17 protein-coding genes and 1 other RNA gene are annotated in these 22,813 nt (G+C 59.5%); 7 read left to right on the forward strand and 11 right to left on the reverse strand.

Features of this window, described 5'->3' with window-relative positions:
• Window positions 1-142 precede the first annotated feature (142 nt).
• Window positions 143-327: non-coding RNA, 6S RNA (gene ssrS, locus E8K79_RS02895), on the forward strand.
• A 491-nt stretch (window positions 328-818) separates the two neighbouring features.
• On the opposite strand, the gene E8K79_RS02900 is transcribed toward ssrS, so the two are convergent.
• Window positions 819-1,667: an NAD-dependent epimerase/dehydratase family protein gene (locus E8K79_RS02900; RefSeq protein WP_136513401.1), complete on the reverse strand. Its 849-nt coding sequence runs from the start codon at window positions 1,665-1,667 to the stop codon at window positions 819-821.
• Between the two features lie 169 nt (window positions 1,668-1,836).
• Here E8K79_RS02900 and E8K79_RS02905 point away from each other — a divergent pair, with 169 nt between their 5' ends.
• The 4 genes from E8K79_RS02905 to E8K79_RS02920 all read left to right on the forward strand — a co-directional run bounded on the left by E8K79_RS02905 (window position 1,837) and on the right by E8K79_RS02920 (window position 5,722).
• On the forward strand, window positions 1,837-2,400 hold the full coding sequence (locus E8K79_RS02905; RefSeq protein ID WP_136513402.1) for a tetratricopeptide repeat protein: 564 nt from the start codon (window positions 1,837-1,839) through the stop codon (window positions 2,398-2,400).
• Between the two features lie 15 nt (window positions 2,401-2,415).
• Window positions 2,416-3,846, forward strand: a complete 1,431-nt coding sequence (locus E8K79_RS02910; protein WP_136513403.1) for a nicotinate phosphoribosyltransferase — start codon at window positions 2,416-2,418, stop codon at window positions 3,844-3,846.
• A gap of 25 nt (window positions 3,847-3,871) precedes the next feature.
• Complete coding sequence (locus E8K79_RS02915; RefSeq protein ID WP_136513404.1) at window positions 3,872-4,504, forward strand: isochorismatase family protein; 633 nt, start codon at window positions 3,872-3,874, stop codon at window positions 4,502-4,504.
• A 150-nt stretch (window positions 4,505-4,654) separates the two neighbouring features.
• Window positions 4,655-5,722 (forward strand): 3-deoxy-7-phosphoheptulonate synthase, encoded by a 1,068-nt coding sequence (locus E8K79_RS02920; protein ID WP_135870057.1) that lies wholly within the window; start codon window positions 4,655-4,657, stop codon window positions 5,720-5,722.
• A gap of 242 nt (window positions 5,723-5,964) precedes the next feature.
• Here E8K79_RS02920 and serA read toward each other — a convergent pair whose 3' ends face one another.
• The 10 genes from serA to trpE all read right to left on the reverse strand — a co-directional run bounded on the left by serA (window position 5,965) and on the right by trpE (window position 19,188).
• Window positions 5,965-7,563, reverse strand: a complete 1,599-nt coding sequence (gene serA / locus E8K79_RS02925; protein WP_136513405.1) for a phosphoglycerate dehydrogenase — start codon at window positions 7,561-7,563, stop codon at window positions 5,965-5,967.
• Between the two features lie 74 nt (window positions 7,564-7,637).
• Window positions 7,638-8,258, reverse strand: a complete 621-nt coding sequence (locus E8K79_RS02930) for a phosphoribosylanthranilate isomerase (protein ID WP_136513406.1) — start codon at window positions 8,256-8,258, stop codon at window positions 7,638-7,640.
• Between the two features lie 58 nt (window positions 8,259-8,316).
• Window positions 8,317-9,672 carry a TrpB-like pyridoxal phosphate-dependent enzyme gene (locus E8K79_RS02935; RefSeq protein WP_136513407.1) on the reverse strand — a complete coding sequence of 452 codons (1,356 nt, stop codon included), beginning with the start codon at window positions 9,670-9,672 and terminating at the stop codon, window positions 8,317-8,319.
• A gap of 47 nt (window positions 9,673-9,719) precedes the next feature.
• Window positions 9,720-10,520 carry an indole-3-glycerol phosphate synthase TrpC gene (trpC, locus tag E8K79_RS02940; protein ID WP_136513408.1) on the reverse strand — a complete coding sequence of 267 codons (801 nt, stop codon included), beginning with the start codon at window positions 10,518-10,520 and terminating at the stop codon, window positions 9,720-9,722.
• Between the two features lie 3 nt (window positions 10,521-10,523).
• Window positions 10,524-11,582, reverse strand: a complete 1,059-nt coding sequence (trpD, locus tag E8K79_RS02945) for an anthranilate phosphoribosyltransferase (RefSeq protein ID WP_136513409.1) — start codon at window positions 11,580-11,582, stop codon at window positions 10,524-10,526.
• 54 nt (window positions 11,583-11,636) lie between these two features.
• Entirely contained in the window at window positions 11,637-12,206 is a 570-nt protein-coding gene (locus E8K79_RS02950) for an anthranilate synthase component II (protein ID WP_136513410.1), read from the reverse strand.
• A gap of 234 nt (window positions 12,207-12,440) precedes the next feature.
• A complete protein-coding gene (locus tag E8K79_RS02955; protein WP_136513411.1) occupies window positions 12,441-12,887 on the reverse strand; it encodes a response regulator in 447 nt (148 codons plus the stop codon).
• A gap of 150 nt (window positions 12,888-13,037) precedes the next feature.
• Window positions 13,038-14,918 carry an ATP-binding protein gene (locus E8K79_RS02960; RefSeq protein ID WP_136513412.1) on the reverse strand — a complete coding sequence of 627 codons (1,881 nt, stop codon included), beginning with the start codon at window positions 14,916-14,918 and terminating at the stop codon, window positions 13,038-13,040.
• Window positions 14,919-14,940: 22 nt separating this feature from the next.
• Entirely contained in the window at window positions 14,941-16,989 is a 2,049-nt protein-coding gene (locus tag E8K79_RS02965; RefSeq protein WP_136513413.1) for a response regulator, read from the reverse strand.
• A 723-nt stretch (window positions 16,990-17,712) separates the two neighbouring features.
• A complete protein-coding gene (trpE, locus tag E8K79_RS02970) occupies window positions 17,713-19,188 on the reverse strand; it encodes an anthranilate synthase component I (protein WP_136513414.1) in 1,476 nt (491 codons plus the stop codon).
• Window positions 19,189-19,320: 132 nt separating this feature from the next.
• Between trpE and E8K79_RS02975 the strand changes: the two genes are divergently transcribed.
• Both E8K79_RS02975 and htpG read left to right on the forward strand, forming a co-directional pair.
• Window positions 19,321-20,382 carry a 3'-5' exonuclease family protein gene (locus E8K79_RS02975; protein ID WP_136513415.1) on the forward strand — a complete coding sequence of 354 codons (1,062 nt, stop codon included), beginning with the start codon at window positions 19,321-19,323 and terminating at the stop codon, window positions 20,380-20,382.
• A 469-nt stretch (window positions 20,383-20,851) separates the two neighbouring features.
• Window positions 20,852-22,786: a molecular chaperone HtpG gene (gene htpG, locus E8K79_RS02980; protein ID WP_136513416.1), complete on the forward strand. Its 1,935-nt coding sequence runs from the start codon at window positions 20,852-20,854 to the stop codon at window positions 22,784-22,786.
• Window positions 22,787-22,813: the final 27 nt, after the last annotated feature.

The following is a 22,813-nucleotide window of genomic DNA, read 5'->3' on the forward strand; positions in this document are numbered from 1 at the left end:
AACTGCCGCTTTACGGAACAGGCATAATTGAAAAAAATGCAGTTTTTCAGCCATTTGCATCAGATGAAATTAATTTCATCTCCGTGTTGACACTCTCTGGAGCGTTGCTACAATACCATCAAGCTTTAGCATGAGAGTGCGAGCCGCTCTGGAATACTCGTAGCGCATCCATTTGGGTCCCTGACTACCTTTTCATCACACTGTCTCTGGTTTCAGACGTGGTGAGCAAGCCCTCACAAGCAGAGGGAAGCCTGAAGCGTCTCACCGGGGAATGTTGCGACAGAGGTCAGTAATCCAAGTCTTCCCGCACGGTGTTCCGGAGCAACCAAATTGGCGTTACTGGGAACAACGCTGAAAGCGACTTATCTCATCCGCCAGGCGGTTCGCCGCTTGAAAAAGGGTTGCCAAACGGAAACCTGCTGCGCGGCGGCACCGACCACGCAGCAACAACCGCGACGCTTCACCGACGGATCGGAAGAAAGTGTTCCGCTTTAACGCCAATGTACGAAAAGGCCCATGGAGATCCCATGGGCCTTCTTTATTAAGTCCTTGTAAAACAAAGAAATGCGTCACAGACCGCGACAACGCCTCATAAATATAAGTAGTTATATTATCAAGGCAAATGTCGTTACCGATATTCCACAAAACCTGTGGAAAACTCTGTGGGAAAACCTGACCGCGTGGTTAGAAAGTGGCGTTTTCGTCGCTAATGATAGCGTTTTGCCTGTTTTTTAGGCAGCGGCTTCTCCCGCTCCCACGGCAGCAAAAGGGTCACGACTGGCAGGCAGCGGCCGCGCCTGTTATCCCCATACCTTAACTCAATCCTTCAATCCCGCCTCCAAATTCGGGTAGAGCAGGGTAATGCCCAGCTCTCTCAACATCTTTCCGTTATCGACGATGCGCCCTTCTGAGAAATAGGAGATCATGAGCGGCGTCATCACCTTGCGTGCCTCTTCCATGGTTACCTGCCTAGGCCTCGGCAGTCCCAGCTTGTCGGCAGCGGCGTTGAAATAGGTGGTCATCGAGCTGGGGGCCCCGTCGCTTACGTTGTAGATCGCGCCATCCGGCCCCCTGTCGAGGGCGGCAAGGCAGATGCGGGAGAGATCATCGGCGTGGATCCTGTTGCTGGGAAGCGACTCCTCTTCGCGCAAGACCGGCTGGCCCGTGGTAAGCTGCGACACCGGCAGGCGGTCCGGCGCGTAGATCCCCGTGACCCGTAGTACGACCACCGGAACGCCGTGCACCAAGCCCCACTGTTGAACTATGCGCTCCGCGTGCAGCCGCCTCTTGCCGCGCGCGGTCTGCGGCACCGCCTCGGTTTCCTCGGTGACCACGTCGCTGCCGTGATCCCCGTAGACGCCGCTCGTACTTATATAGACGATCTTCGTCGGTTCGCTGCCGTCGCCGATACCGGCAAGGAAGTTACGCATCCTGGTGTCCTCGATCCCTCCCCCCGGCGGAGGAGCCAGGTAGATGACGCCGACACCGCGGGTTGGCAGTCCCGCCAGCGTTTGCGGCTCATCGAGGTTCCCGGCGCAGTGCGTTACCCCCTCCAGCGGCGCTACTTCGTTCCTGTTGAAAGTACTGACCTTAAGCCCCCGCTTAAGTGCGAGAGAAGCGACCCTGCGTCCTATGGCGCCGCAGCCGATGACAAGCAGATGTTCCATACGATCCCCTTTCAGATGAATTCCCCGCCACGACAAGTCCCGCGGCGCCTACTTTATCTACCAAATGGCGCCGGCGATGTCAGCAAAAACCTAGGGAGGCGTCAGGGTCACCCTGTTTTTGTAAATATCCTCTAACATGCTATCTTTGTGCTTTCCGCGGAGGTCCGCTATGAAGCACCGCAAGGGAACATACCTCGCACTGCTCATCGTCACCGGCTTTGCCACCGGCGCCCTTGCCCCAACGGGTGAACCGCTCAGGATAGGTAGCGAGGAGTACTTTGAGGCGGACGACTGGTTCGAGGCAGGCGTGGAGCTAAACGGCGACGGGAATTACCCGGAGGCGGCCGAGGCTTTCGGCAAGAGTATCGCTCTTGAGCCGCACAACGCGCTGTCCTGGTTGAACCTTGGCACCGCCCAAGCGCTCGCCGGTGACTACCCGCATGCCATAGACTCGCTCAAGAAATCGGTAGAGCTGGACCCTTCTCTTGCCCTTGCCGTTTCGAACCTCGGGGAAGTCTATTTCAGGGTAGACCGCTACGAGGAAGCGGCGACCGCTTACAAGGACCTCCTCTCTCTCTGGCCCGGAAATGCAAACGCACTGTACAAGCTTGGACTGTCACATCTTATGCTGAACGATGCTGGCAAGGCACAGGCGGAGTACCTGTTACTGAAAATCATCGACCCGGAACTGGCAGAAAAGCTGCATCGTGCGATAATTCAGGGTGCCAAATGACTAAAAGGGGGCGCCATGCGTTATTCGCCGCTGATTACCGACCTTTATGAGCTAACAATGCTCGCAGGCTACCATGAGCAAGGGATGCACGAACGTCCCGCCGTTTTCGACCTCTTTTTCCGTCACAACCCGTTCAAGGGTGGATACGCCGTCTTTGCCGGGTTGGAACCCGCGCTTTCCTACCTCGAGGATCTCTCCTTCAGCGAGGAGGAACTCGCCTACTTAGATAGTCTGAAACTCTTCCGCCCGTCGTTTCTCGACTACCTCGCCGATTTCCAGTTCAAAGGAAGAGTCATCGCCCCCGGTGAAGGGACCGTGGTGTTCGGCACCGAGCCGCTTGTCACCATCGAGGGGGGACTTGCCGAAGCGCAGTTCGTGGAAACAGCACTGTTGAACATCATCAACTTCCAGACCCTCGTCGCCACCAAGGCCGCGCGCATCAAACAGGCCGCCGGGGATGCCACCGTCCTCGAATTCGGCCTGAGACGGGCCCAGGGGCCCGACGGCGGTTTGTCCGAGGCCCGGGCGGCTTACGTCGGCGGGGTGTGCAGCACGAGTAACGTTCTCGCCGGCATGCGCTACGGCATACCGGTCAGGGGTACCCACGCCCATAGCTGGATCATGGCTTTCCCGGACGAACTCACGGCATTTCGCCGCTACGCAGACAATTTCCCGGAGAGCTGCATCCTCCTCATCGACACCTACGACACCCTCGGTAGCGGGCTCCCCAACGCGCTCACCGTGGCCCGGGAACTGCGTGAGCGTGGCCATGAACTGGTGGGGGTGCGCATCGACTCGGGCGATCTCGCCTATCTCTCACGACAGGTCAGAAGCGCCTTCGACGCCGCAGGCTTCCCCGCTGTCAAGATCGTCGCCTCGAACGAACTGGACGAGTTGGTCATCGAATCGATCAGAAGCGAGGGGGGCCAGGTAGACATCTACGGCGTCGGCACACGGCTCGCCACCTGCGCGGGAGAAGGAGGAGGCGCTCTCGGCGGGGTCTACAAGCTCGTGAAAATCGACGGCGAGGCGAAGCTTAAGATAACGAGCGACCTCGCGAAGTCCACCCTGCCGGACCGCAAGCGGGTGCTGCGCGCCGTGGCCCCCGACGGCTCCTTCATCCAGGATGTCATCGCCCTACATGACGAGGAGGTGCTCCCCGGAGCACAGGTATTCGACCCCGCCAATCCGATCCAGCAAAAGCGGATACCTCGGGAGGCACGACTTATAGAGTTGCGCGGCACGGTGATGGAGAACGGCAAAAGGTGCGCCCCCTCCCCCACCCTGCAAAGCTGCGCCGAGCTTTCGAACAGCGAGCTCAAACGGCTGCCCGAGGGTTGTCTGCGCCTCGTCAACCCGCACCTGTACAAGGTCTCCATCAGCCCGGGTGTCAACACGCTCCGGCTCAAATTGATGTCTCAGATCCAGAGCAGGTACGGCGAATAACCGCTCGCCTGCAAAGGAGGTCTCGATGAAAAGAAGAGCCGCCCTTCTTGTCGTAGATGTTCAGGTTGATTTCTGCCCCGAGGGAGCGTTGGCCGTTCCGGGCGGCGACAAGGTCCTGGCGCCGCTCAACCGTTACCTCGACCTCTTCAGCGAAGCGAGTACCCCCGTATTCGCCTCGCGGGACTGGCACCCGCCGGCCAGCAAGCATTTCCGGGAGAACGGCGGAATCTGGCCGCCGCACTGCATCCAGGGGACCGCCGGTGCCGCCTTCCACCCACGCCTGAGGTTCCCGGAGGGTACCATCGTCGTCTCGAAGGGGATGGCCGACTGGGACGACGGCTACTCCGCCATGGCAGGCGTCACGGAAAACGGCACCCCGCTTACCATGCTCTTGCACCGCATGGCCCTGGACCGCCTCTACGTCGGCGGACTCGCTACCGACTACTGCGTGAAGGAGACGGTCCTGGATGCACTAAAGGAAGGTTTTGCGGTGACACTTTTGACCGACGCGATGCGCGGCGTGGACGTTCAGCCGGGCGATTCCCACCGCGCGGCAAAGGCGATGCTGGAGGCGGGTGCCGAGGAGGCTTCCTTCGACTCGGTGCGCAGCGCGCTGACCGCGGACCGAAAGGGCGCAGGTCACGCCAAACGCGGCTAAACCGTCGGCTTTCACAGCGTTTTTTATACCTGCACCATACAAAAATATGCTCAGGGCAAAATTCCTACGCCCCCGGGCATTTTTTTTTGACAGCGGATGGGAAACGCGCTAGATTACGCCACATTAAAAACCGCTAGCGGGGAGCATACGATGATTAAGACCAACAACCTGAAGATCAAAAGCATCACCCCGATCATTGCACCGACCGACCTGCGGCAGGTCTTTCCGATCTCCGTGCAGTCGGGCGCCTGCGTAACCGAGAGTCGCGCAGCCATCGCCAAGATACTGAGGGGCGAGGACAAGAGGCTCATGGTTGTGGTCGGCCCCTGCTCGATCCACGATCCCAAGGGGGCGCTGGAGTATGCGGAGAAGCTCGCCGCCCTGTCGAAGGAAGTATCGGAAGAGCTCCTCCTCATCATGCGCGTTTACTTCGAGAAGCCGAGGACCACGGTAGGGTGGAAGGGACTCATCAACGACCCGGGCATGGACGGCACCCACTTGATCTCCAAGGGGTTGGGCATCGCGAGGGGGCTTCTCTGCAAGGTGACCGAGATGGGACTTCCGGTAGCGACCGAGATGCTCGACCCGATCACCCCCGAGTACCTGGCCGACCTCCTTTCCTGGGGCGCCATCGGCGCGCGTACCACGGAATCGCAGACGCACCGCGAGATGGCGAGCGGGCTTTCCTTCCCGATCGGTTTCAAAAACGGCACGGACGGTAACCTGCAGATCGCCATCGACGCCATGAATGCGGCGCTCCATTCGCACAGCTTCCTCGGCATCAACCGTGACGGCCTCTCCTCCATCATCCAGACCACCGGCAACCCCGACGTCCACATGGTGCTCCGTGGCGGCAACAAGAAGCCGAACTACTATCCCGAGGACATCGCCAAAAGCGAGGAGATGCTCAAGAAGGCGGGCCTCACCCCGACCCTCATGGTGGACTGCAGCCACGGCAACTCGGAGAAGAAATACGAGCGCCAGCCCGAGGTGCTGAGAGCCGTTGTCGACCAGATCGTCGCCGGCAACCGTTCCATCTCCGGCGTGATGATCGAGAGCTACCTTAAAGACGGCAACCAGGCGTTGCCGAAGAACCTGGCCGAGCTCAAATACGGCGTATCCATCACCGACAGCTGCATCTGCTGGGAAACCACTGAGAAGGCCCTGCGCGAGGCGCACCAAAGGCTGAAGGCCTGCGGCGGGAGGAAGATCTCCTAACGCCCCCCTACAGATGCATTAACGCAAAGACGCAAAGGCGCGGAGACGCAAAGGAAAAGCGGGTTTGGTTTTGCAGTTTCCATCCAGAAGGTTTTCTTTGCGACTTGGCGGCTTTTTCGTCTTTGCGTTGAAGCTTTAAAAAGGCTGAAACCCTTCAAAAGCAAAAGGCACAATATTCAAACCATAAAAAAAGCCCCCCGGCGGACGCCGGGGGGCTTTTTCGTTCTGCAGCTATCGCAACACTACTTCGCGGTGACGAGGTAGAGCGGTTTGACGAAGTTGGCTTCGGTCGCCTCCCTCACCTCTTGAACGACCTCGGCAGGGACTGCGGAGTCGAGGGAGAGGATGACCATCGCCTCTCCTTTCTTCTCGCGGCGCCCGAGGTTCATGGCGGCGATGTTGATCTCGTGCTTGCCGAGGATGGTGCCGATCTTGCCGATGATGCCCGGGCGGTCGCCGTAGGCAAGAAGCAGCATGTGCTCCTCCGGACGGAAGTCCATCTGGTAGTCGCGCAGCTTCACGATGCGCGGCACACCTTCGAACGCGGTGCCAGAGATCAGGCGTTTCTCGCCGGAGCCCTCGATGGTCACGGTGATCATGTTGGAGAAATCATCGGAGTGGGTGCTCTTCACCTCTTCGATCACGATCCCCATGTTGTCCGCGACGAGCTGAGCGTTGACCATGTTGACTTCCTGCTCGACCCGGCGGTTAAGCAGCGAAGCGAGGCCGCAGACGGTGATCGGGGTGCAGTCGTACTGGGCGAGACCGCCGGTGTAGGTGAAGGTGATCTTGTTCAGGTTGGTGTCGACCAGTTGGATGATGAAGTCGGCCAGCACGTTCACGAGGTTCAGGTACGGACGCATCTGCCCCATGAGGGAGGCGTCGAACTTCGGGATGTTGATGGCGTTCTCGATCGGCTGCTCGTCCATGTAGCGCAGGATTTCCTTGGCCACGTCGACGGCGACGTTCACCTGAGCCTCGAAGGTGTTGGCGCCCAGGTGCGGGGTGACGACCATCTTCTCGTGACCGATGAGCTTTTTGAGGACCTCGCTGTCGGGCGGCTCCTGGCTCCAAACGTCGAAGGCTGCACCGGCTACGCGGCCGGAGTCGAGGGCTTCCAGCATCGCCTCTTCGTTGATGATCCCGCCGCGGGCGGCGTTGATGATGATCACGCCGTCCTTCGTGGCTGCGAGCTCCTTCTTGCCGATCATGTTGTGCGTTTCACTGGTGAGCGGGGTGTGCACGGTGATGATGTCGCAGTTCTTGATGATCTCGTCGAGAGTGACCAGCTTGACGCCGAGGTCGTGGGCGCGCTTCTCGGCGATGTACGGGTCGCAGGCGAGGACCTCGCACTCGAACGCCTTCAGGCGGGTGGCGACGCGGCCGCCGACCTTACCGAGGCCGATGACGCCTGCGGTCCGCCCTTTGAGCTCAAAGCCGGTGAAGGGGGCGCGTTTCCAAGCGCCGCCCTTAAGGGAGTTGTTCGCCTTGGTGACGTTGCGGCAGAAGGAAAGAAGCAGCGCCATGGCGTGTTCGGCGGCGCTGTTGGTGTTGCCGAAGGGGGCGTTGACCACGATGACGCCTTTGGCGGAGGCATAGTCAACGTCGACGTTGTCGACGCCTACACCGGCTCGGGCGACGAGCTTCAGGTTGGTCGCTGCGTCGAGCAGGGGCTTGTCAACGGTGGTGCCGCTTCTGGTGATGATAACGTCGTAATCACCAATGATCGAGTAAAGCTCTTCTTTCTTCAGTCCCAGCTTGATGTCCATCTGCACGCGCGGGTCACGCTGCAAAATCGCCAGTCCTTCCTGAGCCACCTCATCGGTTACGATAATCTTCATTGCCACTCCTTTGCTTTGGGTTAGAAACCGTTCTACGTTCAACGTTCTACGTCTAAATTCTACGTCACACCGCATCAGATCGGGTGCGGATGTTTTGCCAGTTGGATGAAGCGCCGCACCTTGTCGGGGTCCTTTAGGCCTGGCGATGCTTCGACGCCGCTTGATACATCGACGCCATAGGGACGCACCTGTGTCACGGCGGCGGCGATGTTGTCAGGGGTGAGCCCTCCGGCAAGGACGATGGGGCCGTGCTCCTTGGCGGCAATGGCGCATTCCCAGTCGAACACCTCACCCGTCCCCCCGTGGGCGTTGGGCGAGTACGCGTCCAGCAGGTAGGCGGCCACATGGAATTCCGGCAGCGGAACGAGACTTTCGGGCCCACGGACACGGAATGCCTTCATGACGCGACGCCGCACCAGCCGGCAAAACTCGGGGCTCTCCTCGCCGTGCAGTTGTACGATGTCGAGCCCACAGCGGTCGGCGGTTCGGTTCACCACGTCCAGATCGGCGTTGACGAAAAGACCCACGACCTGCACGAGCGGAGGGAGCTTGGCGATGATCCCCGCCGCAGCCTCCGGGGTGACGTAACGGGGGGACTTCTCGAAGAAGACAAACCCCAGGGCGTCGGCTCCGGCATCCACCGCCATGAGAGCATCGTCCACCGATGTTATGCCACAGATCTTGACCTTTGTCATGGGCGTATACCCTTAGAATTGTTCAATTTACCGACATCGGCCAGCCGAAGCTAAACTTCTAAAGACTTACCTTGGGCAGCCTTTCTAACGACTGGCGGATCGACTCCTCGGGGTACTCATAGTCTTCGAGCTTCCCGGAGAGGTACGCATCGTAAGCCATCATGTCGAGCTGACCGTGGCCGGAGAGACCGAAGAGGATGGTCTTCTCCTTCCCCTCCTCCTTGGCAAGCACCGCTTCGTCGATGGCGGCACGCAGCGCGTGGGAGGACTCGGGCGCTGGAACGATCCCCTCAGTCCTGGCGAAAAGAAGCGCCCCTTCGAAGCAGGCATTCTGCTTGTACGCCTTCGCTTCGATCTCGCCGGCGTGGTAGAGCTGCGAGATGAGCGCGGATTCGCCGTGGTAACGAAGCCCGCCCGCGTGAATTCCCGGCGGCATGAAGTCATGACCCAGGGTGTACATCTTGGTAATCGGCGCAAGCTTCGCGGTGTCACCGTAGTCGAAGGCGTAGACCCCCTTGGTGAGGGTCGGGCAGGAGGCAGGCTCGACCGCGAGGCAGCGCACCTTCTTGCCGTTCGCCCGGTCACTAAGGAACGGGAAGGCAAGCCCTGCGAAGTTGGAACCGCCACCGCAGCAGGCGATGACCACGTCCGGGTAGTCCTGCGCGAGCGCCATCTGCTCTTTTGCCTCAAGACCGATCACGGTCTGGTGCAAACAAACGTGGTTCAAGACGCTTCCGAGCGCGTAGTTTGTATCATCGTGGGTCGCCGCGTCCTCGACCGCCTCGGAGATGGCGATGCCGAGGCTACCAAGGTTGTCCGGGTCGTGCGCGAGGATGGTGCGCCCGGCGTTGGTGAACTCGGAGGGGGACGGGATCACCGTCGCGCCCCAAAGCTGCATCATGCTCTTTCTGTACGGCTTCTGCGTGCAGGAGACCTTGACCATGTAGATGGTGCACTCCAGACCGAACATGGAGCAGGCAAGGGCGAGCGAGCTCCCCCACTGCCCTGCGCCGGTCTCAGTGGCGAGCCTGCGGATGCCGGCCTGCTTGTTGTACCAGGCCTGTGGGATGGCGCTGTTCGGCTTGTGCGAACCGGCCGGCGACACCCCTTCGTATTTGTAGTAGATCTTCGCGGGGGTCCCAAGCGCCTGCTCGAGCCTGTGGGCACGGAAAAGCGGGGACGGACGCCAGATACGGTATTTCTCACGCACCTCGTCCGGGATATCGATCCAGCGCTGGGTCGACATCTCCTGCTCGATGAGCGACATCGGGAAGATCGCGGTCATGTCCTCGGGGGTGACCGGCTTCAAGGTCGCCGGGTTGATCACCGGCTGGAGTGGACCCGGCATGTCGGGGATGATGTTGTACCACTGTTTCGGGATGCGCGATTCATCAAGCAGGAACTTGGTATTCATAGCCTCTCCTTTTCAGTTGGAACATTGCATTCCATAATACGGGCGCCCTACCCCACCAGTTCGGCGAGTTTCGCCCCCACGTCGGTCTCTCGCATGAGCGATTCGCCGATCAGGAAGGCGTGCAGCCCCTTTTCCATCAGGTGCACGATCTCCTCGCGGTTGTTGATGCCGCTCTCCGCGACGATGATGCGCCCCGCGGGAACCATGGCGGCAAGCCGCTCGGAGGTGGCGATATCGACCTCGAAGGTGCGCAGGTTCCGGTTGTTGATGCCGATCATGCTGCAGTCGGTCTGCAGCGCCATCTCGAGCTCGTGCTCGTCGTGCACCTCGAGGAGCACGTCCATGGAAAGGTCGCGGGCAAGGGCGTGGAAGTCACGCAGCTGCGGCACGTCGAGCATGGCGGCGATAAGGAGAATGGCATCGGCCCCGGCGGCGCGGGCCTGGTAGATCTGGTAGGGATCGAAGATGAAGTCCTTGCGCAGCAAGGGGAGCGAGACCTGTTCACGGATCAGGGCTAAGTAGCTCAGGTGCCCCATGAAGAAGTGTTCGTCGGTAAGCACGGAAAGACAGGTGGCGCCGTTATCCTGGTAGGTAGTGGCGATCTGCAGCGGATCGAAATCGGCCCGGATCAGCCCCTTGGACGGGGAGCCCTTCTTGACCTCGGCGATGATGGGAGTCCACCCGGAGCCGAGTGCGTTGATGATGGCGTTCTGGAAACCGCGCGGGGTGTCCTCCAGATCGTCCAGACGGTCCATGATCTCATTGAGCGGTACGGCGGTCATCGCCGCTTCCAGCTCGCCCTGCTTGTGGTCCACGATCTTCTTCAGTACGTCTGGTACCTTTGTCATCTGCTACTCCACCTCGTTGGTGAGCGCTACGAGCCGCTCCAACTGTTTAAGGCCACTGCCGGAATCGATGGTCTCGGTGGCGAGCCTGATCCCCTCGGCGACGTCCTGAACCTTTCCGGCCGCAAGCAGTGCGTAGGCCGCGTTCAAAAGCACGATCCGGCGCTTGGCGCCGTCCTTGCCGGAGAGGATATCCCGGACGATAACGGCGTTGCCTTGTGCGTCGCCGCCATGCAGTTCGGTCAGCGGCGCGCGATCGAGGCCGAACTGCTCAGGGGTGATCTTGTACACCCTGACACCATCAGGTCCGACTTCGCCTATGGTGCTCTCGCCGGTAAGGGTAACCTCGTCCATCCCGTCGCAGCCGTGCACCACGTAACCGCGGCGGCACCCAAGTTTCTTGAGCACGTGGGCGAGCTTTTCGACCAGATCCTCGCGGTAGACGCCGAGCACCTGGCAGTCGGCCGCGGCCGGGTTGGTGAGCGGGCCCAGGATGTTGAAGATGGTGCGGACGCCGATCTCGCGGCGCGGGCCAATGGCGTGCTTCATGGCGCCGTGCAAGGCCGGGGCGTATAAAAAGCCGATGCCGATCTCGGCGATGCTGCGCTCAACCGTTTCGGGGGTTACGTTCAGGTTCACGCCGAGCGCTTCGAGGACGTCCGCCGAGCCGCAGGAGGAAGAAACCGCGCGGTTACCGTGTTTGGCGACTTTGACGCCGCAGGCGGAGACGATGAAGGCGACGGTGGTGGAGATGTTGAAGGAGTTGGTGCCGGAGCCGCCGGTACCGCAGGTGTCGAGGATGGTCTCACGATCGAGGTTGATGTCGTCGCGGTCGATGCCGAGGACACTTTTGCCGACCCGGATCGGCATGGCCCGGTCGCGCATGACCCGCGCGGCGCCCGTGATCTCGTCGACCGTCTCCCCCTTCATCCTGAGGGCGGTGATGAAGGAGGCTATCTGCGCGGGCGTGGCGCCACCGGACATGATCTGGTCCATCACCTCGATCATCTCCGCCTCGCTCAGGTCCTCCCTCTCGACGACACGTGCTATTGCCTTGCGAATCATAGCGACTCCTTCACAAAAGAATTTAAAGGCCGGGAGAGCTGCCCCGGCCGGATACTATCTTGACATCTCGAGGAAGTTCTTCAAAAGGTCCATCCCCCCTTGGGTGAGTATGGATTCCGGGTGGAACTGCACCCCCCAGAGCGGAAGAGTGCGGTGCCGCATCCCCATGATCTCCCCCTCCTCGACCCAGGCAGTCACCTCCAGCTCGGCAGGAAGCGTATCGCGCTCGACGATGAGGGAGTGGTAGCGGGTGGCGGCGAACGGGTTAGGAAGCCCCTTGAAAAGCCCCTGACCGTCGTGATGGATGGGCGATGTCTTGCCGTGCATCAGGGTCGCGCTCCGGATGACCTTCCCGCCGAAAGCGTAGCCGATGGACTGGTGCCCGAGGCAGACACCCAGGATCGGGATCTTGCCTGCGAAGCGGCGGATCGCCTCGACCGAGATGCCTGCCTCCTCGGGCGAACAAGGCCCGGGGGACACCACGATCCGGTCCGGCGCGAGCGCCTCGATCTCGTCAAGGGTGATCTTGTCGTTGCGGAAAACCTTCACATCCTCACCCAGTTCGCCAAGATACTGGACGATGTTGTAGGTGAAGGAGTCGTAATTGTCTATCATCAGGAGCATGGCTGGTAACCTGCGGGAACCGGAGGCGTTAGATGCGACGTCGCGGAACCCCACCCTTTTGGTGTCTTATGCGAATCGCAAAAATATAAAGGTTTTGCCGAAGAAACTCAAGAGATTCCGTCAGGAAATGCGCAAAAGAGGCGGACCAGGAGGGGTGATACGGGGTAAATTAGGGTGGTATCCCACCCGCGGGTGTGGGAATATTTCACACCCCCAAAAAGAATTTTGCCCTCCCTAGCCGGAGGGGCGTTTGTTCCAGGCAAGCCAGTAGAAACCGAGGTCTTGCAGAAGACGGCTGAAGGAGTCGAAGTCCACCGGCTTCGTTAAATAACTGTTGGCGTAATGGTTGTAGGCCTGGGCAAGGTCACGCTCGGCCGCCGAGGTGGTCAGGATGACTACCGGGATCGCCTTTAACTGTTCCGAAGCCTTCACCTGTTTGAGCACCTCTATGCCGTCGACTTTCGGCAGGCGCAGATCAAGCAGTACGAGGTGCGGGCGCGGGTAGCTCAGCTCGTCGACGAAGCGCCCGCGGTTGTGCAGATAGTCAAGAGCGGCCTCGCCGTCCTCGACGTGGAACACGCGGTTGGCAAGCCCCGCGTCGGAAAGGTTTCTAAGCGCTAGCTCGGCGTGGTCCGGGTTGTCTTCCACCAAAAGAATGCACAACGGTTCGCCTTCCACCATGTGTTCCCCCTTTGAGAATGGTTGTCTTCAATTCCTGGACTGCCCCCCCCTCGTGGAGTACAGCTCCCTACGAAGCGCTGCATGAGCCCAACGTCCCCCCCTTTGCGAAGGGGGGACAGGGGGGATTTGTCTCGGTCTTACATGATCTTCTTAAGATTCCACTGCCGCGGCAGGCGGCGTCATGTTTAGCGTGAAACAGAAGGTGCTCCCCTGCCCTGCGCCCTCCGACTCAACCCACAGCTTCCCGCCATGAAACTCGATGATGCGCCGCGCGAGGGCAAGTCCGATCCCGGTCCCCTCGGAACGGGCATCGAGCTTGTTGAATAGGCCGAAGATGGTCTCATGGTACTGTTGCGCCACCCCCATGCCGTTGTCGCGGACCGTGAAAACCACGCCCTCCTCGCCATCGCGCACGCCGATCTCGATGCAAGGGTGCGGCTGCTCACCGGCATACTTGATGGCGTTTTCCATTAGGTTCTGCAACACCTCGCAGATGCGGCGCTGATCTCCCCAGACCGTGGGAAGCTCCTGCTGCACTAGGACCTCAACACCCCGCTGCTCCAGGGGGCCTGCCAGTTGGGCGAGCACCTCGTGGGTGAGGGCGTTCATGTCGATGAGGGTCGGAGCGTTCACGATGCGTCCGACGCGGGAAAGCTCCAGAAGGTCGTCAAGGAGTGCCGTCATCTTGTCGGCGGCGGCCATAATGCGGCGCACGTCGCCGTCAAGCCGCTGCGACTGACCGTTTTGCAGATCCTTGATGACGGCCCCGGCGAACCCCTTGATGGTGATGAGCGGGCTCTTGAGATCGTGCGACACCGTGTAGGTGAAACGCTCGAGTTCGGCGTTTTTCGCCTCCAACTCGAGCTCGCGCTCCTTGCGCTCGCGTACCTCGCTTTCCAGGAGAAGCGCCTGTTCCCTGAGTGCTTCGTCGGCACGCTTTCGGTCGGTAATGTCGCGGTTGCTCGCCCTTACACCGCTCTCCGCTCCCTCTTTCGTGTAGACGACCCGGCAGATGTGCGAGATCCAGCGCACCTCGCCGTCAGGGCGTACGATGCGGAAATCGATCGGACTGGGGTTCCCATCAAAGGAAGCGTGTTCGTGGTCCAGGTATGCGGCGAGATCGTCGGGATGGATGACCCTCTCGATGAGGGTGTGGTCGGCATAGAACGCTTCGTGGCCGTAACCGCAGAGCTTTTTGCAGGACGGCGATACGTACCTGAAGGTCCGGTCCGGCGCCTGCCAGTACTCCCAGTCGTCAGTGTAGTCGGCAACGGTGCGGTATCGCTCTTCGCTCTTTTCGAGGACCCGGGCGCTGCGGGTCAGGACGCGTGAACCGGTACCGATCATCCCCACACCCAACAGCCAGAGAATGGAGTGACTAGCCACGCCCCCCATTATTACCGATGCGAAGGCCCCCTCGTTCGGCTCGATGGGAACTGAGGCGCTTATGCCCCCGCGGATGTCACCGACCTTGTACCCCTGCCTGGCATGACACTTAAGACACCCCTCTTCGGTGACGAACGGGCGCATGAGCCTCATGTACCTGCGCCCGTTGATCACCTGAACCTCGCTCACCTCCTTAACACCCTGCTCGAACTTGAGCAGGGCCCGGGCTTCCCACGGGTCGGGAACGTTCTCGGGGCGTATCGGCTTCAGGCTCGTTATGTGACCGCGCACCAGGTTCTTCTGACTGTCGGCCAATTCGAAGACCTGCCGGGTCATGTAGGCGGGGTTGATCAGGGTTAATGCGCGCCCAGACGGGGTGACGACGTCGCGCTCGGGGACCATGGCAAGGTTCGGATTCGGCGGGCTGGATGCGCTAACCGTGACATAGACGCCGCCATGATTGGTTGCCCAGCGACGGTAGAGGCTGTCCTTCTCGTAGGTGGCCCGTGCCTCAGCGCGGGCGATCTCGAGAACGGTATCCTGTTCGTGCTTGTAAAACCATAAGAGTGAAACCGCGATGCCGGCAGTCCAGAAAAGGGCGAGCGCAATGGAGAAACGGCGTATGGTGCGTATCTGCGTTACCATGCCAGCAGGACTCCTTTCGGCGTTAAGGGCGGTCCAGCATGTCACGGACCTTCGTAAGAAGAACCGCGGGCTTCACAGGTTTCATGACCAGTTCGGCCCCCTCGTCGAGATCGCTTCTGCTGCGGATGATATCGGCGGTGTAGCCGCTAGTGAAAAGGATCTTCGCGTCAGGAGACATGCCGCGTATGTGCTCAGCCGCCTCCTTGCCGTTCATCACGGGCATGATGATGTCCATGAGCACCAAGCTGATCTGCGGGTTCTCCTTGAATTTCTGCACCGCCTCCAGACCGTTGGCGGCGTGAATGATGGTGTAGCCGAACTGCTGCAGGATCGAAGAGACCAGGTCGAGAACGTGTAGGTCATCCTCGGCTACCAGGATGGTCTCCGTCCCCTGCATCACCGGCTCGGGTGCGGGTGGCCCCTTCTTCTCGCGCTTTTCGGTTCCGATGGCAGGAAGGTAGATGCGGAAAGTGGATCCGATGCCGGGCTCGCTGTAGACGTTCACGAATCCCCTGTGCTGCGTGATGATCCCATACACGATGGCAAGACCGAGGCCGGTCCCCTTGCCGACCACCTTGGTGGTGAAGAAGGGATCGAAAATCTTCTTACGCGTCGTCTCGTCCATCCCCTCCCCGGTATCGGAGATGGTCAGGAGGGCGTAGTGGCCGGGCTCCCCGAAGCCGTGCGCGTGCACGAAGGCCTCGTCTATTTCGTGGTACTCCGTCTGAACCATGAGCCGCCCACCCTTAGGCATGGCATCGCGGGCGTTGGCCCCAAGGTTCATAAGCACCTGCTCGATCTGGCCGGTATCAACGACGGCCCAGAGCGGCTCCTCGGCCAGGGAGGTGGTGAGAGTGATGTCCTCGCCGATGATGCGCTGCAGGAACTTCTCAACCCCCTTAACGATTTCGTTCAGGTTCCCAGGAGCCGCCTTCACCTCCCCCTTGCGGCTGAAGGCGAGGAGGCTCCGGGTCAGGTTGGCGGCACGATCCGCTGCGGCCGAGATCTGCAGCACCTTATCCCTTACCGGGTTCCCCTCATCGATATCCAGCTTCAACAGTTCGCAGTACCCGCCGATCACGGTAAGTATGTTGTTGAAGTCATGGGCTACACCGCCCGCGAGGATCCCGACCGCCTCGAGTTTTTGGGAGTGGCGTAACTGCTCCTCGAGTTTCAACCGCTCGGTGATGTCGAGCGCGATTGCCAAAAGGCGCTCGCTACCGTCCACAACGATCCGCTCGCAATAATACTCACCTTTCAGAACTCGACCGTCCTTGGCGTGGAGCGTGACCACATACCCGGTCACGATCCCTTCCTGGTTGAGTTTATCCAGCAGCGCCGCCCGGTCCGCCGCGTCGATCCAGCCGAGGGAAGTCGAGGTTTTTCCTAGCACCTCATCCCGACTGTAGCCAGATAGGTCTACGAACTTGCGGTTCACGTCGATGAAGACACCATCGTCCATGTCGGTAATCACCATGATGAGGGGGGCACTGTCGAAGGCCTTGTGAAACTTCTCCTCGCTAAGGCGCAGGGTCTCCTGGGCGAGTTTTCGTTCAGCGATCTCCTTCTTCAAGAGAAGCGCCTGTTCCTGAAGCGCCTCCTGCGCCATCTCGCGTTCCGCCACCTCGTGCTCCAGGCGGTTGCTTTGTACTCTTAACGCCTCCTCGGCCCTGCGGTGCTCGAGGATGTGATCCCACTCGCGCAAAGCGCGCTCGACGATGCGCGGCATGGCGTCGAAAACCTCGGGCATCTTGACCACGTAGTCGATGGCACCCGATTTCATCGCCTCGACCGCTACCTGTTCGTTGCCATGCGAAGTCATCACCACGACCGGAGCAATGTCGGCCGATAGCGTTACCAGGTCTCCACCCTTGCCGTCGGGCAAAAGGTAATCGGTGAGCACGATATCGTAGTCACGGGTGCGTACACGCGCCAGGGCTTCCTGGAGGCTTCCAGCAACGGTCAGCTCGTACTGGTCGGTACATTCGCTGAATCCGCGACGTATCAGTTCTGCGTGGGAATCGTCATCTTCGACAATGAGGACCTTCTTCACGGGACAAGCACTACCCATACAATCGGCTCCTGCGGCGGCATTAAACAGATCGGAAGATAGATTGGATTAACGTGGAAATTCTACTATGTTTTTTTCTCCTGTGTGTTAATCCCTTCACAATATAAAATTAAATTACACACATTTTGTATATTCAATGCCAGCTTTTTTCTTGGCAGTGAATAAGAGGTGTAAACACAGTGATGGATTAACACATCGGTTCTGCGCAAAAAAGTTTGAGCCAGACGTTTTAACAGAAGAGGGAAATTAGTCAGTGCAAGTTATACCAAACATGAGGTCGGCCTCGCATATCCCACCCGCATCGGTACGACTTTTCAACGAGCGCACGCTAATTTGAAACGCGGCCGCGGAAATTTACAACGCGTGCGTAGAAGCTTGAAACATCCCCGTACAAGTTTGCAACGCGCGCGTACAAACTCGGAACGTCCCCGTGCAAGTTTGCAACGCACACGTACAAACTTGAAACGTCCCCATGCAAGTTTGCAACACGCGCGTACAAACTTGAAACCTCCCCGTGCAAGTTTGCAACGCACACGTACAAACATGAAACCTGATCGTGCAAGTTTGCAACGCACACATACAAGCTTGAAACGCCTCCATGCAAGTTTGCAACGCTCACGTACCAACTTGTCACGCGTCCGCGGGAGTTCCTGCCGGGCGCACCAATAAAAAAGGCGGCCGGAATTCCGGTCGCCTTTTTCTGAGCGTTCCAAACGATGAGGTCTAGTCGATGCCGCGCTCGGCCATCTCGATCGCCTTCACCACGGCCTTCGCCTTGTTCACCGTCTCCATGTATTCGGAGGCGGGGTCGGAGTCGGCCACGATGCCGGCACCGGCCTGCAGATGCACTTTGCCGTCCTTGATGACGAGGGTCCTGATGGCGATGGCCATGTCCATGTTGCCAGAGAAGGAGAAGTAGCCGACGGCCCCGCCGTAGACTTCACGCCGCGCCACTTCCAGCTCGTCGATGATCTCCATGGCACGCACCTTCGGCGCTCCCGAGAGGGTGCCCGCGGGGAAGGTGGCGCGCACCACGTCGAAGGCGTCGAAACCCTGGGCAAGGTTTCCCTGCACGTTGGAGACGATGTGCATCACGTGCGAGTACCGCTCGATGACCATCAGCTCGGAGACCTTCACGCTTCCCGTGGTGCAGACGCGCCCGAGGTCGTTTCTCCCGAGATCGACCAGCATGACGTGCTCGGCACACTCTTTGGGATCGGCCAGAAGGTCGCGCGCCAGTTCTTCGTCCGCGGCAGGGGTGGCGCCGCGCGTACGGGTGCCGGCGATGGGGCGCAGTTCGACGAGCTCCCCCTCCTTGCGCACCATGACCTCGGGAGAGGCCCCAACCACCATGGTATCCTCGAGACGGAGGAAGAACATGTAGGGCGACGGGTTCAGCGTCCTCAGCACCCGGTAGATATCGAAAGGATCGACGGTCAGGTCGCCGGAGAAGCGCTGGGAGAGCACCACCTGGATGATGTCGCCGCTTCTCACGTACTCCTTGGCGCGCGTCACCGCCTGCTCGAACTCCTCGCGCTTCACGTTGGAGGTGAGTTCCACCTTCCCGGTGGCGGCTTTCTTCGGCTGCACGGGAAGGGGTTTCTTCAGGCGTTCGATGAGACCTTCAATCTTGCTCACCGCGTCGGCGTAGGCCGCCTCGGCAGAAGTACCTCCATCCAGGTGGGCGTTCGAGACGACCTTGATCTTCTGGCTCAGGCTGTCGAAGATGATCATGGTGTCGGTGATGATGAAGTAGGAGTCGTAGGTATCGATGAGCCTCGGGTTACTGTCCGGCAGGGTCTCGAAATGGCGCACCGCGTCATAGCCGAGGTAGCCAACGGCGCCACCGAAGAACCTTGGTATCCCGGCCACCTCGACCGGCTGGTAGCGGGCCATGTAGTCGCGGATGTAGTTCAGCGGATCGGCGACCTCGACGCGGCTAACCGCGCCCCCCTCCACGATCTCGACCCAGTTGTCCTTGCCGCGGATCACCACCGCCGGCGATGAACCAAGGAAGGTGTAGCGCCCCCACTTCTCCCCACCCTCGATACTCTCGAGCAGAAAACCGAAACGACCGTCGTCGATCTTCTTGAAGGCACCTACCGGAGTATCCAGGTCGGCCAGGATCTCACGAAAGACCGGAATCAGGTTGCCTTGTGCGGACAGGGTCTGGAACGAAGCGAAATCGGGGAAATACATGGGGCTCCTTGTTGCGCTGCGAGGTGTTTGGTGGGGCTATCCCCTTGCCGGGCAAAGAGTTTTAGCCCGACTTTATTAACATAGCTGGGAAATGGTGTCAAGAAACGGGGGATCTGGTAGAATCAGGTGCTAATGAAAAACATGCCGGTACTGAACACAATTAAAATGCGCCTCTCGGCCTTCGCACTCGGAGTGGTCGACCTCGTCGTGCGCTTCAAGCGCGCCACGGAGAAGATGTTCCTGCCATGGGACAAGTGGGTGAAACCGGAGGGAAGTATCGCGCGGGAGAAGCTGTTCTCGCGTTTCCCGCGCTACCTGAAGGAGCCTTCCGGCAGTGTGCGCTGCGGCGAGGGGTGGTATACGCTGGTGTGGGATCTCTGCACCGCCATAGAGGCGATGGAGCACCTCGGCATGCCGCGCATCGGGCACTTCAAGGCTGAGGAACGTCTGGGCGGGCTTTTCGTCCGGGTGGAGTCTGGCTCCTTCATCGTGAAGGAACTCGCCCGCGACGCGGAGCACAGGGCAACCGCAATCTGTGAGGAGTGCGGCGAACCAGGGTCGCTACAGCTTGGCCACGGCTTCGCGAAGACGCTCTGCCAGTTGCATGCGGCGCAGCGCAAGTCCCATAAGGTGAAGACCGTCCCCATTCCCGAGAACCTCGCCACGCAAAGGCCCAAGCTCCTTTTCCTGGACACCGAGTTCACCGATTTCGACTACCCGCAGTTGATAAGCATTGCCCTGGTCGCCGAGAGCGGCGAAAGCTACTACGCCGAACTGGAAAACGGCTGGAGCCGCGATGGATGCTCCGCGTTCGTGGTCGAGAAGGTGTTGCCGCAGTTAACCGGCGGCGAATTCTTCCAGGAAAGTGGCTACGCGGCGCGCCGGTTGCGCGAATGGCTCGCCGGCTTCGGTGTCCCGATACGCGTGGTGACCGATGCGCCGGGGTACGACTGGGTGCTCATGCTTGATCTTTTGCATCACGAACTCCCCCCCAACCTCTACCCCACCCCGCTGCATTTCTACAGCGAAAGCCTCCCCGAACTGCGCCCGCTGCTAAAGCAGGCCCACGACGACGCCTACAGCGATCTTTCGCCGCACCATGCCCTGCACGACGCCGAAGCGCTGCGCGAGGCGTGGGAGGTGATGAAAGAGCACCTGCACCCCGCCATACTGAGGCAGTACCTCAAACTTTGATTCGCCCACAGGTTTTCACCTGTCTGAGCTAGCCACATTTCTCCCTTCAAGTTGCGCTATTTCTGCGCGAATAGTGTTGTTTTGCAGGGAATTAGCTTATTTGGCCGTGAATAGTGTTATTTTCTCCGGAATAAGCTTATTTCACCGGGAATAGCGTTATCTCGTTCGGAATAAGCTTATTTCGCGCGAGAATAGTGTTATTTCGTTTTGAATAAGCTTATTTTCTGCAAAATAGTGCTATTCCGTTCAAAATAAGCTTATTCTCTCTCGAATAGCGTTATATCCTACGGAATAAGCTTATTTTGCCTGGAATAGTGTTATTTCGATGACGTCTCCATGCGTGGCCGCAGTGAGACGATGGCAGAGTGATGGGCACGCATGTTTTTTCCTCCCTCCCCCTTGAAATCAGAAGCAGCAATGCTTATGTTCCGTCGAGCACCCACTCAAGCACAAAGGAGACCACGAAGACATGGCCAAAACCGTCAAGAAGTTCGAGACCGAGGTCCAGCAGCTTTTGGACCTGGTGATCCACTCCCTCTACTCCAACAAGGAAATCTTCTTAAGGGAGCTCATCTCTAACGCATCTGACGCCATTGACAAGATAAAGTTCGAGTCCCACTCCAACATGGAACTGCTGGAGGGGAACACCGACTGGAAGATCAAGCTGCATGCGGACAAGGAAGCGGGAACCATCACCATCACCGACAACGGCATCGGCATGAGCATGGACGAGGTGGCCGACAACATCGGCACCATCGCCAAGTCCGGCACCAAGAGCTTCGTGGCCGCCCTCAAGGAAAAGAACCTTTCCGAGAACCCGGAACTGATCGGCCAGTTCGGCGTCGGCTTCTACGCCTCCTTCATGGTCGCGGACAAGGTGGAACTCACCACCCGGAAGGCGGGCGACAAGCAGTTCGGCTGCCGCTGGGAATCGGCCGGTGACGGCTCCTACTCCATCGAGGAGGTCGAGAAGGAGACGCGCGGTACCGAGATCGTGTTGCACCTGAAAGACGACATGAAGGAGTTTCTCGACGAGTGGAAGATCCGCTCCATCGTGAAGAAGTACTCCGACTACGTCCAGTACCCGGTCGTCATGGACGTGACCCGCTCCGAGCCGGTGAAGGACCAGGACGGCAACGTCATCGAGGGTGGCGGCAACATCGAGAAGACCGTCGAAGAGACCTTGAACTCCATGAAGGCGATCTGGACCCGCCCGAAGAGCGAGATCACCGAGGAGGAGTACGAGGAGTTCTACAAGCACATCTCCCACGACTACGACAAACCGCTCTCCACCATCCACTACTCGGCCGAAGGGGTGAGCGAGTTCAAGTCCATCGTCTACATCCCTTCGCACAAGCCCTACGATCTCTTCCTGCGCGACCATAAAAAGGGCGTGCACCTCTACGTTAAGCGCGTGTACATCACCGACAACTGCGAGGCGCTTCTCCCCGACTACCTCCGTTTCGTCAAGGGTGTGGTTGATTCGGCAGACCTGCCGCTGAACGTCTCCCGCGAGATCCTGCAGGAGGATGTGCAGATCAAGCGCATCCAGAAGTCGCTCGTCGGCAAGATCCTCTCCACCCTCTCCGAGATGAAGGAAAAGAACATCGACGATTACCTGAAGTTCTATGGCGAGTTCGGGCCGGTGCTGAAGGAAGGGATCCACTTCGACTTCGCCAACAAGGAGAAGCTGCAGGACCTCCTCCTCTTCGAGAGCTCCAAGACCGAGAAAGGGAAGTTCACGTCGCTCAAGGAATACGTCGAGCGCATGCCCGAAGGACAGAAGGAGATCTACTTCATCACCGGCATGTCCCGCGAGTCGGTTGAGAACTCCCCCTACATGGAGGCCCTGCGCAAGAAGGACTACGAGGTCCTCTACATGACCGATCCAGTCGATGAGTGGGTGGTGCAGGCGATCAACGAGTACCAGGAAAAGCACCTGAAGGCGATCGACAGGGGCGACCTCGAGCTGGACAGCGAGGAGGAAAAGAAGGAGAAGGAAGCGAAGAAGGAGGAGGCAAAGAAGGAGTTCGGCGGCATCCTCGACTTCATCCAGGAAACGCTCAAGGACAGGGTGAAGGAGGTGCGTCTCTCCTCCCGCCTCACCGAGAGCGCCTGCTGCCTCGTGGCGGACGAGATGGGGCTGAACGCCAACATGGAGAAGATCCTGAAGGCGATGAACCAAGAGGTGCCGGAAGGGAAAAGGATCCTCGAGCTCAACCCCGAGCACCAGATCATGCAGGTGATGACCGCCATGTACGAGAAGGACAAGTCGAACCCGAAACTCGCCGACTACAGCGAGCTCCTCTTCGACCAGGCCCTTCTGACCGAAGGCTCCCCGATCAAGGACCCGCTCCGTTTCACGAGGCTCGTGAGCGAGCTCATGGTGGTCGGCGGCAAGTAGCCGGACGGCTCCTTGTAAAACGAAAGC

It is taken from the genome of Geomonas edaphica (assembly GCF_004917075.1).
In the GTDB taxonomy this organism is placed as follows: Bacteria; Desulfobacterota; Desulfuromonadia; order Geobacterales; family Geobacteraceae; genus Geomonas; species Geomonas edaphica.

Coding starts and splice junctions, on each gene's coding strand:
- E8K79_RS02900 (WP_136513401.1), bottom strand. CDS start 1,667: ATGGAACATCTGCTTGTCATCGGCTGCGGCGCCATAGGACGCAGGGTC.
- E8K79_RS02905 (WP_136513402.1), top strand. CDS start 1,837: ATGAAGCACCGCAAGGGAACATACCTCGCACTGCTCATCGTCACCGGC.
- E8K79_RS02910 (WP_136513403.1), top strand. CDS start 2,416: ATGCGTTATTCGCCGCTGATTACCGACCTTTATGAGCTAACAATGCTC.
- E8K79_RS02915 (WP_136513404.1), top strand. CDS start 3,872: ATGAAAAGAAGAGCCGCCCTTCTTGTCGTAGATGTTCAGGTTGATTTC.
- E8K79_RS02920 (WP_135870057.1), top strand. CDS start 4,655: ATGATTAAGACCAACAACCTGAAGATCAAAAGCATCACCCCGATCATT.
- serA (WP_136513405.1), bottom strand. CDS start 7,563: ATGAAGATTATCGTAACCGATGAGGTGGCTCAGGAAGGACTGGCGATT.
- E8K79_RS02930 (WP_136513406.1), bottom strand. CDS start 8,258: ATGACAAAGGTCAAGATCTGTGGCATAACATCGGTGGACGATGCTCTC.
- E8K79_RS02935 (WP_136513407.1), bottom strand. CDS start 9,672: ATGAATACCAAGTTCCTGCTTGATGAATCGCGCATCCCGAAACAGTGG.
- trpC (WP_136513408.1), bottom strand. CDS start 10,520: ATGACAAAGGTACCAGACGTACTGAAGAAGATCGTGGACCACAAGCAG.
- trpD (WP_136513409.1), bottom strand. CDS start 11,582: ATGATTCGCAAGGCAATAGCACGTGTCGTCGAGAGGGAGGACCTGAGC.
- E8K79_RS02950 (WP_136513410.1), bottom strand. CDS start 12,206: ATGCTCCTGATGATAGACAATTACGACTCCTTCACCTACAACATCGTC.
- E8K79_RS02955 (WP_136513411.1), bottom strand. CDS start 12,887: ATGGTGGAAGGCGAACCGTTGTGCATTCTTTTGGTGGAAGACAACCCG.
- E8K79_RS02960 (WP_136513412.1), bottom strand. CDS start 14,918: ATGGTAACGCAGATACGCACCATACGCCGTTTCTCCATTGCGCTCGCC.
- E8K79_RS02965 (WP_136513413.1), bottom strand. CDS start 16,989: ATGGGTAGTGCTTGTCCCGTGAAGAAGGTCCTCATTGTCGAAGATGAC.
- trpE (WP_136513414.1), bottom strand. CDS start 19,188: ATGTATTTCCCCGATTTCGCTTCGTTCCAGACCCTGTCCGCACAAGGC.
- E8K79_RS02975 (WP_136513415.1), top strand. CDS start 19,321: ATGAAAAACATGCCGGTACTGAACACAATTAAAATGCGCCTCTCGGCC.
- htpG (WP_136513416.1), top strand. CDS start 20,852: ATGGCCAAAACCGTCAAGAAGTTCGAGACCGAGGTCCAGCAGCTTTTG.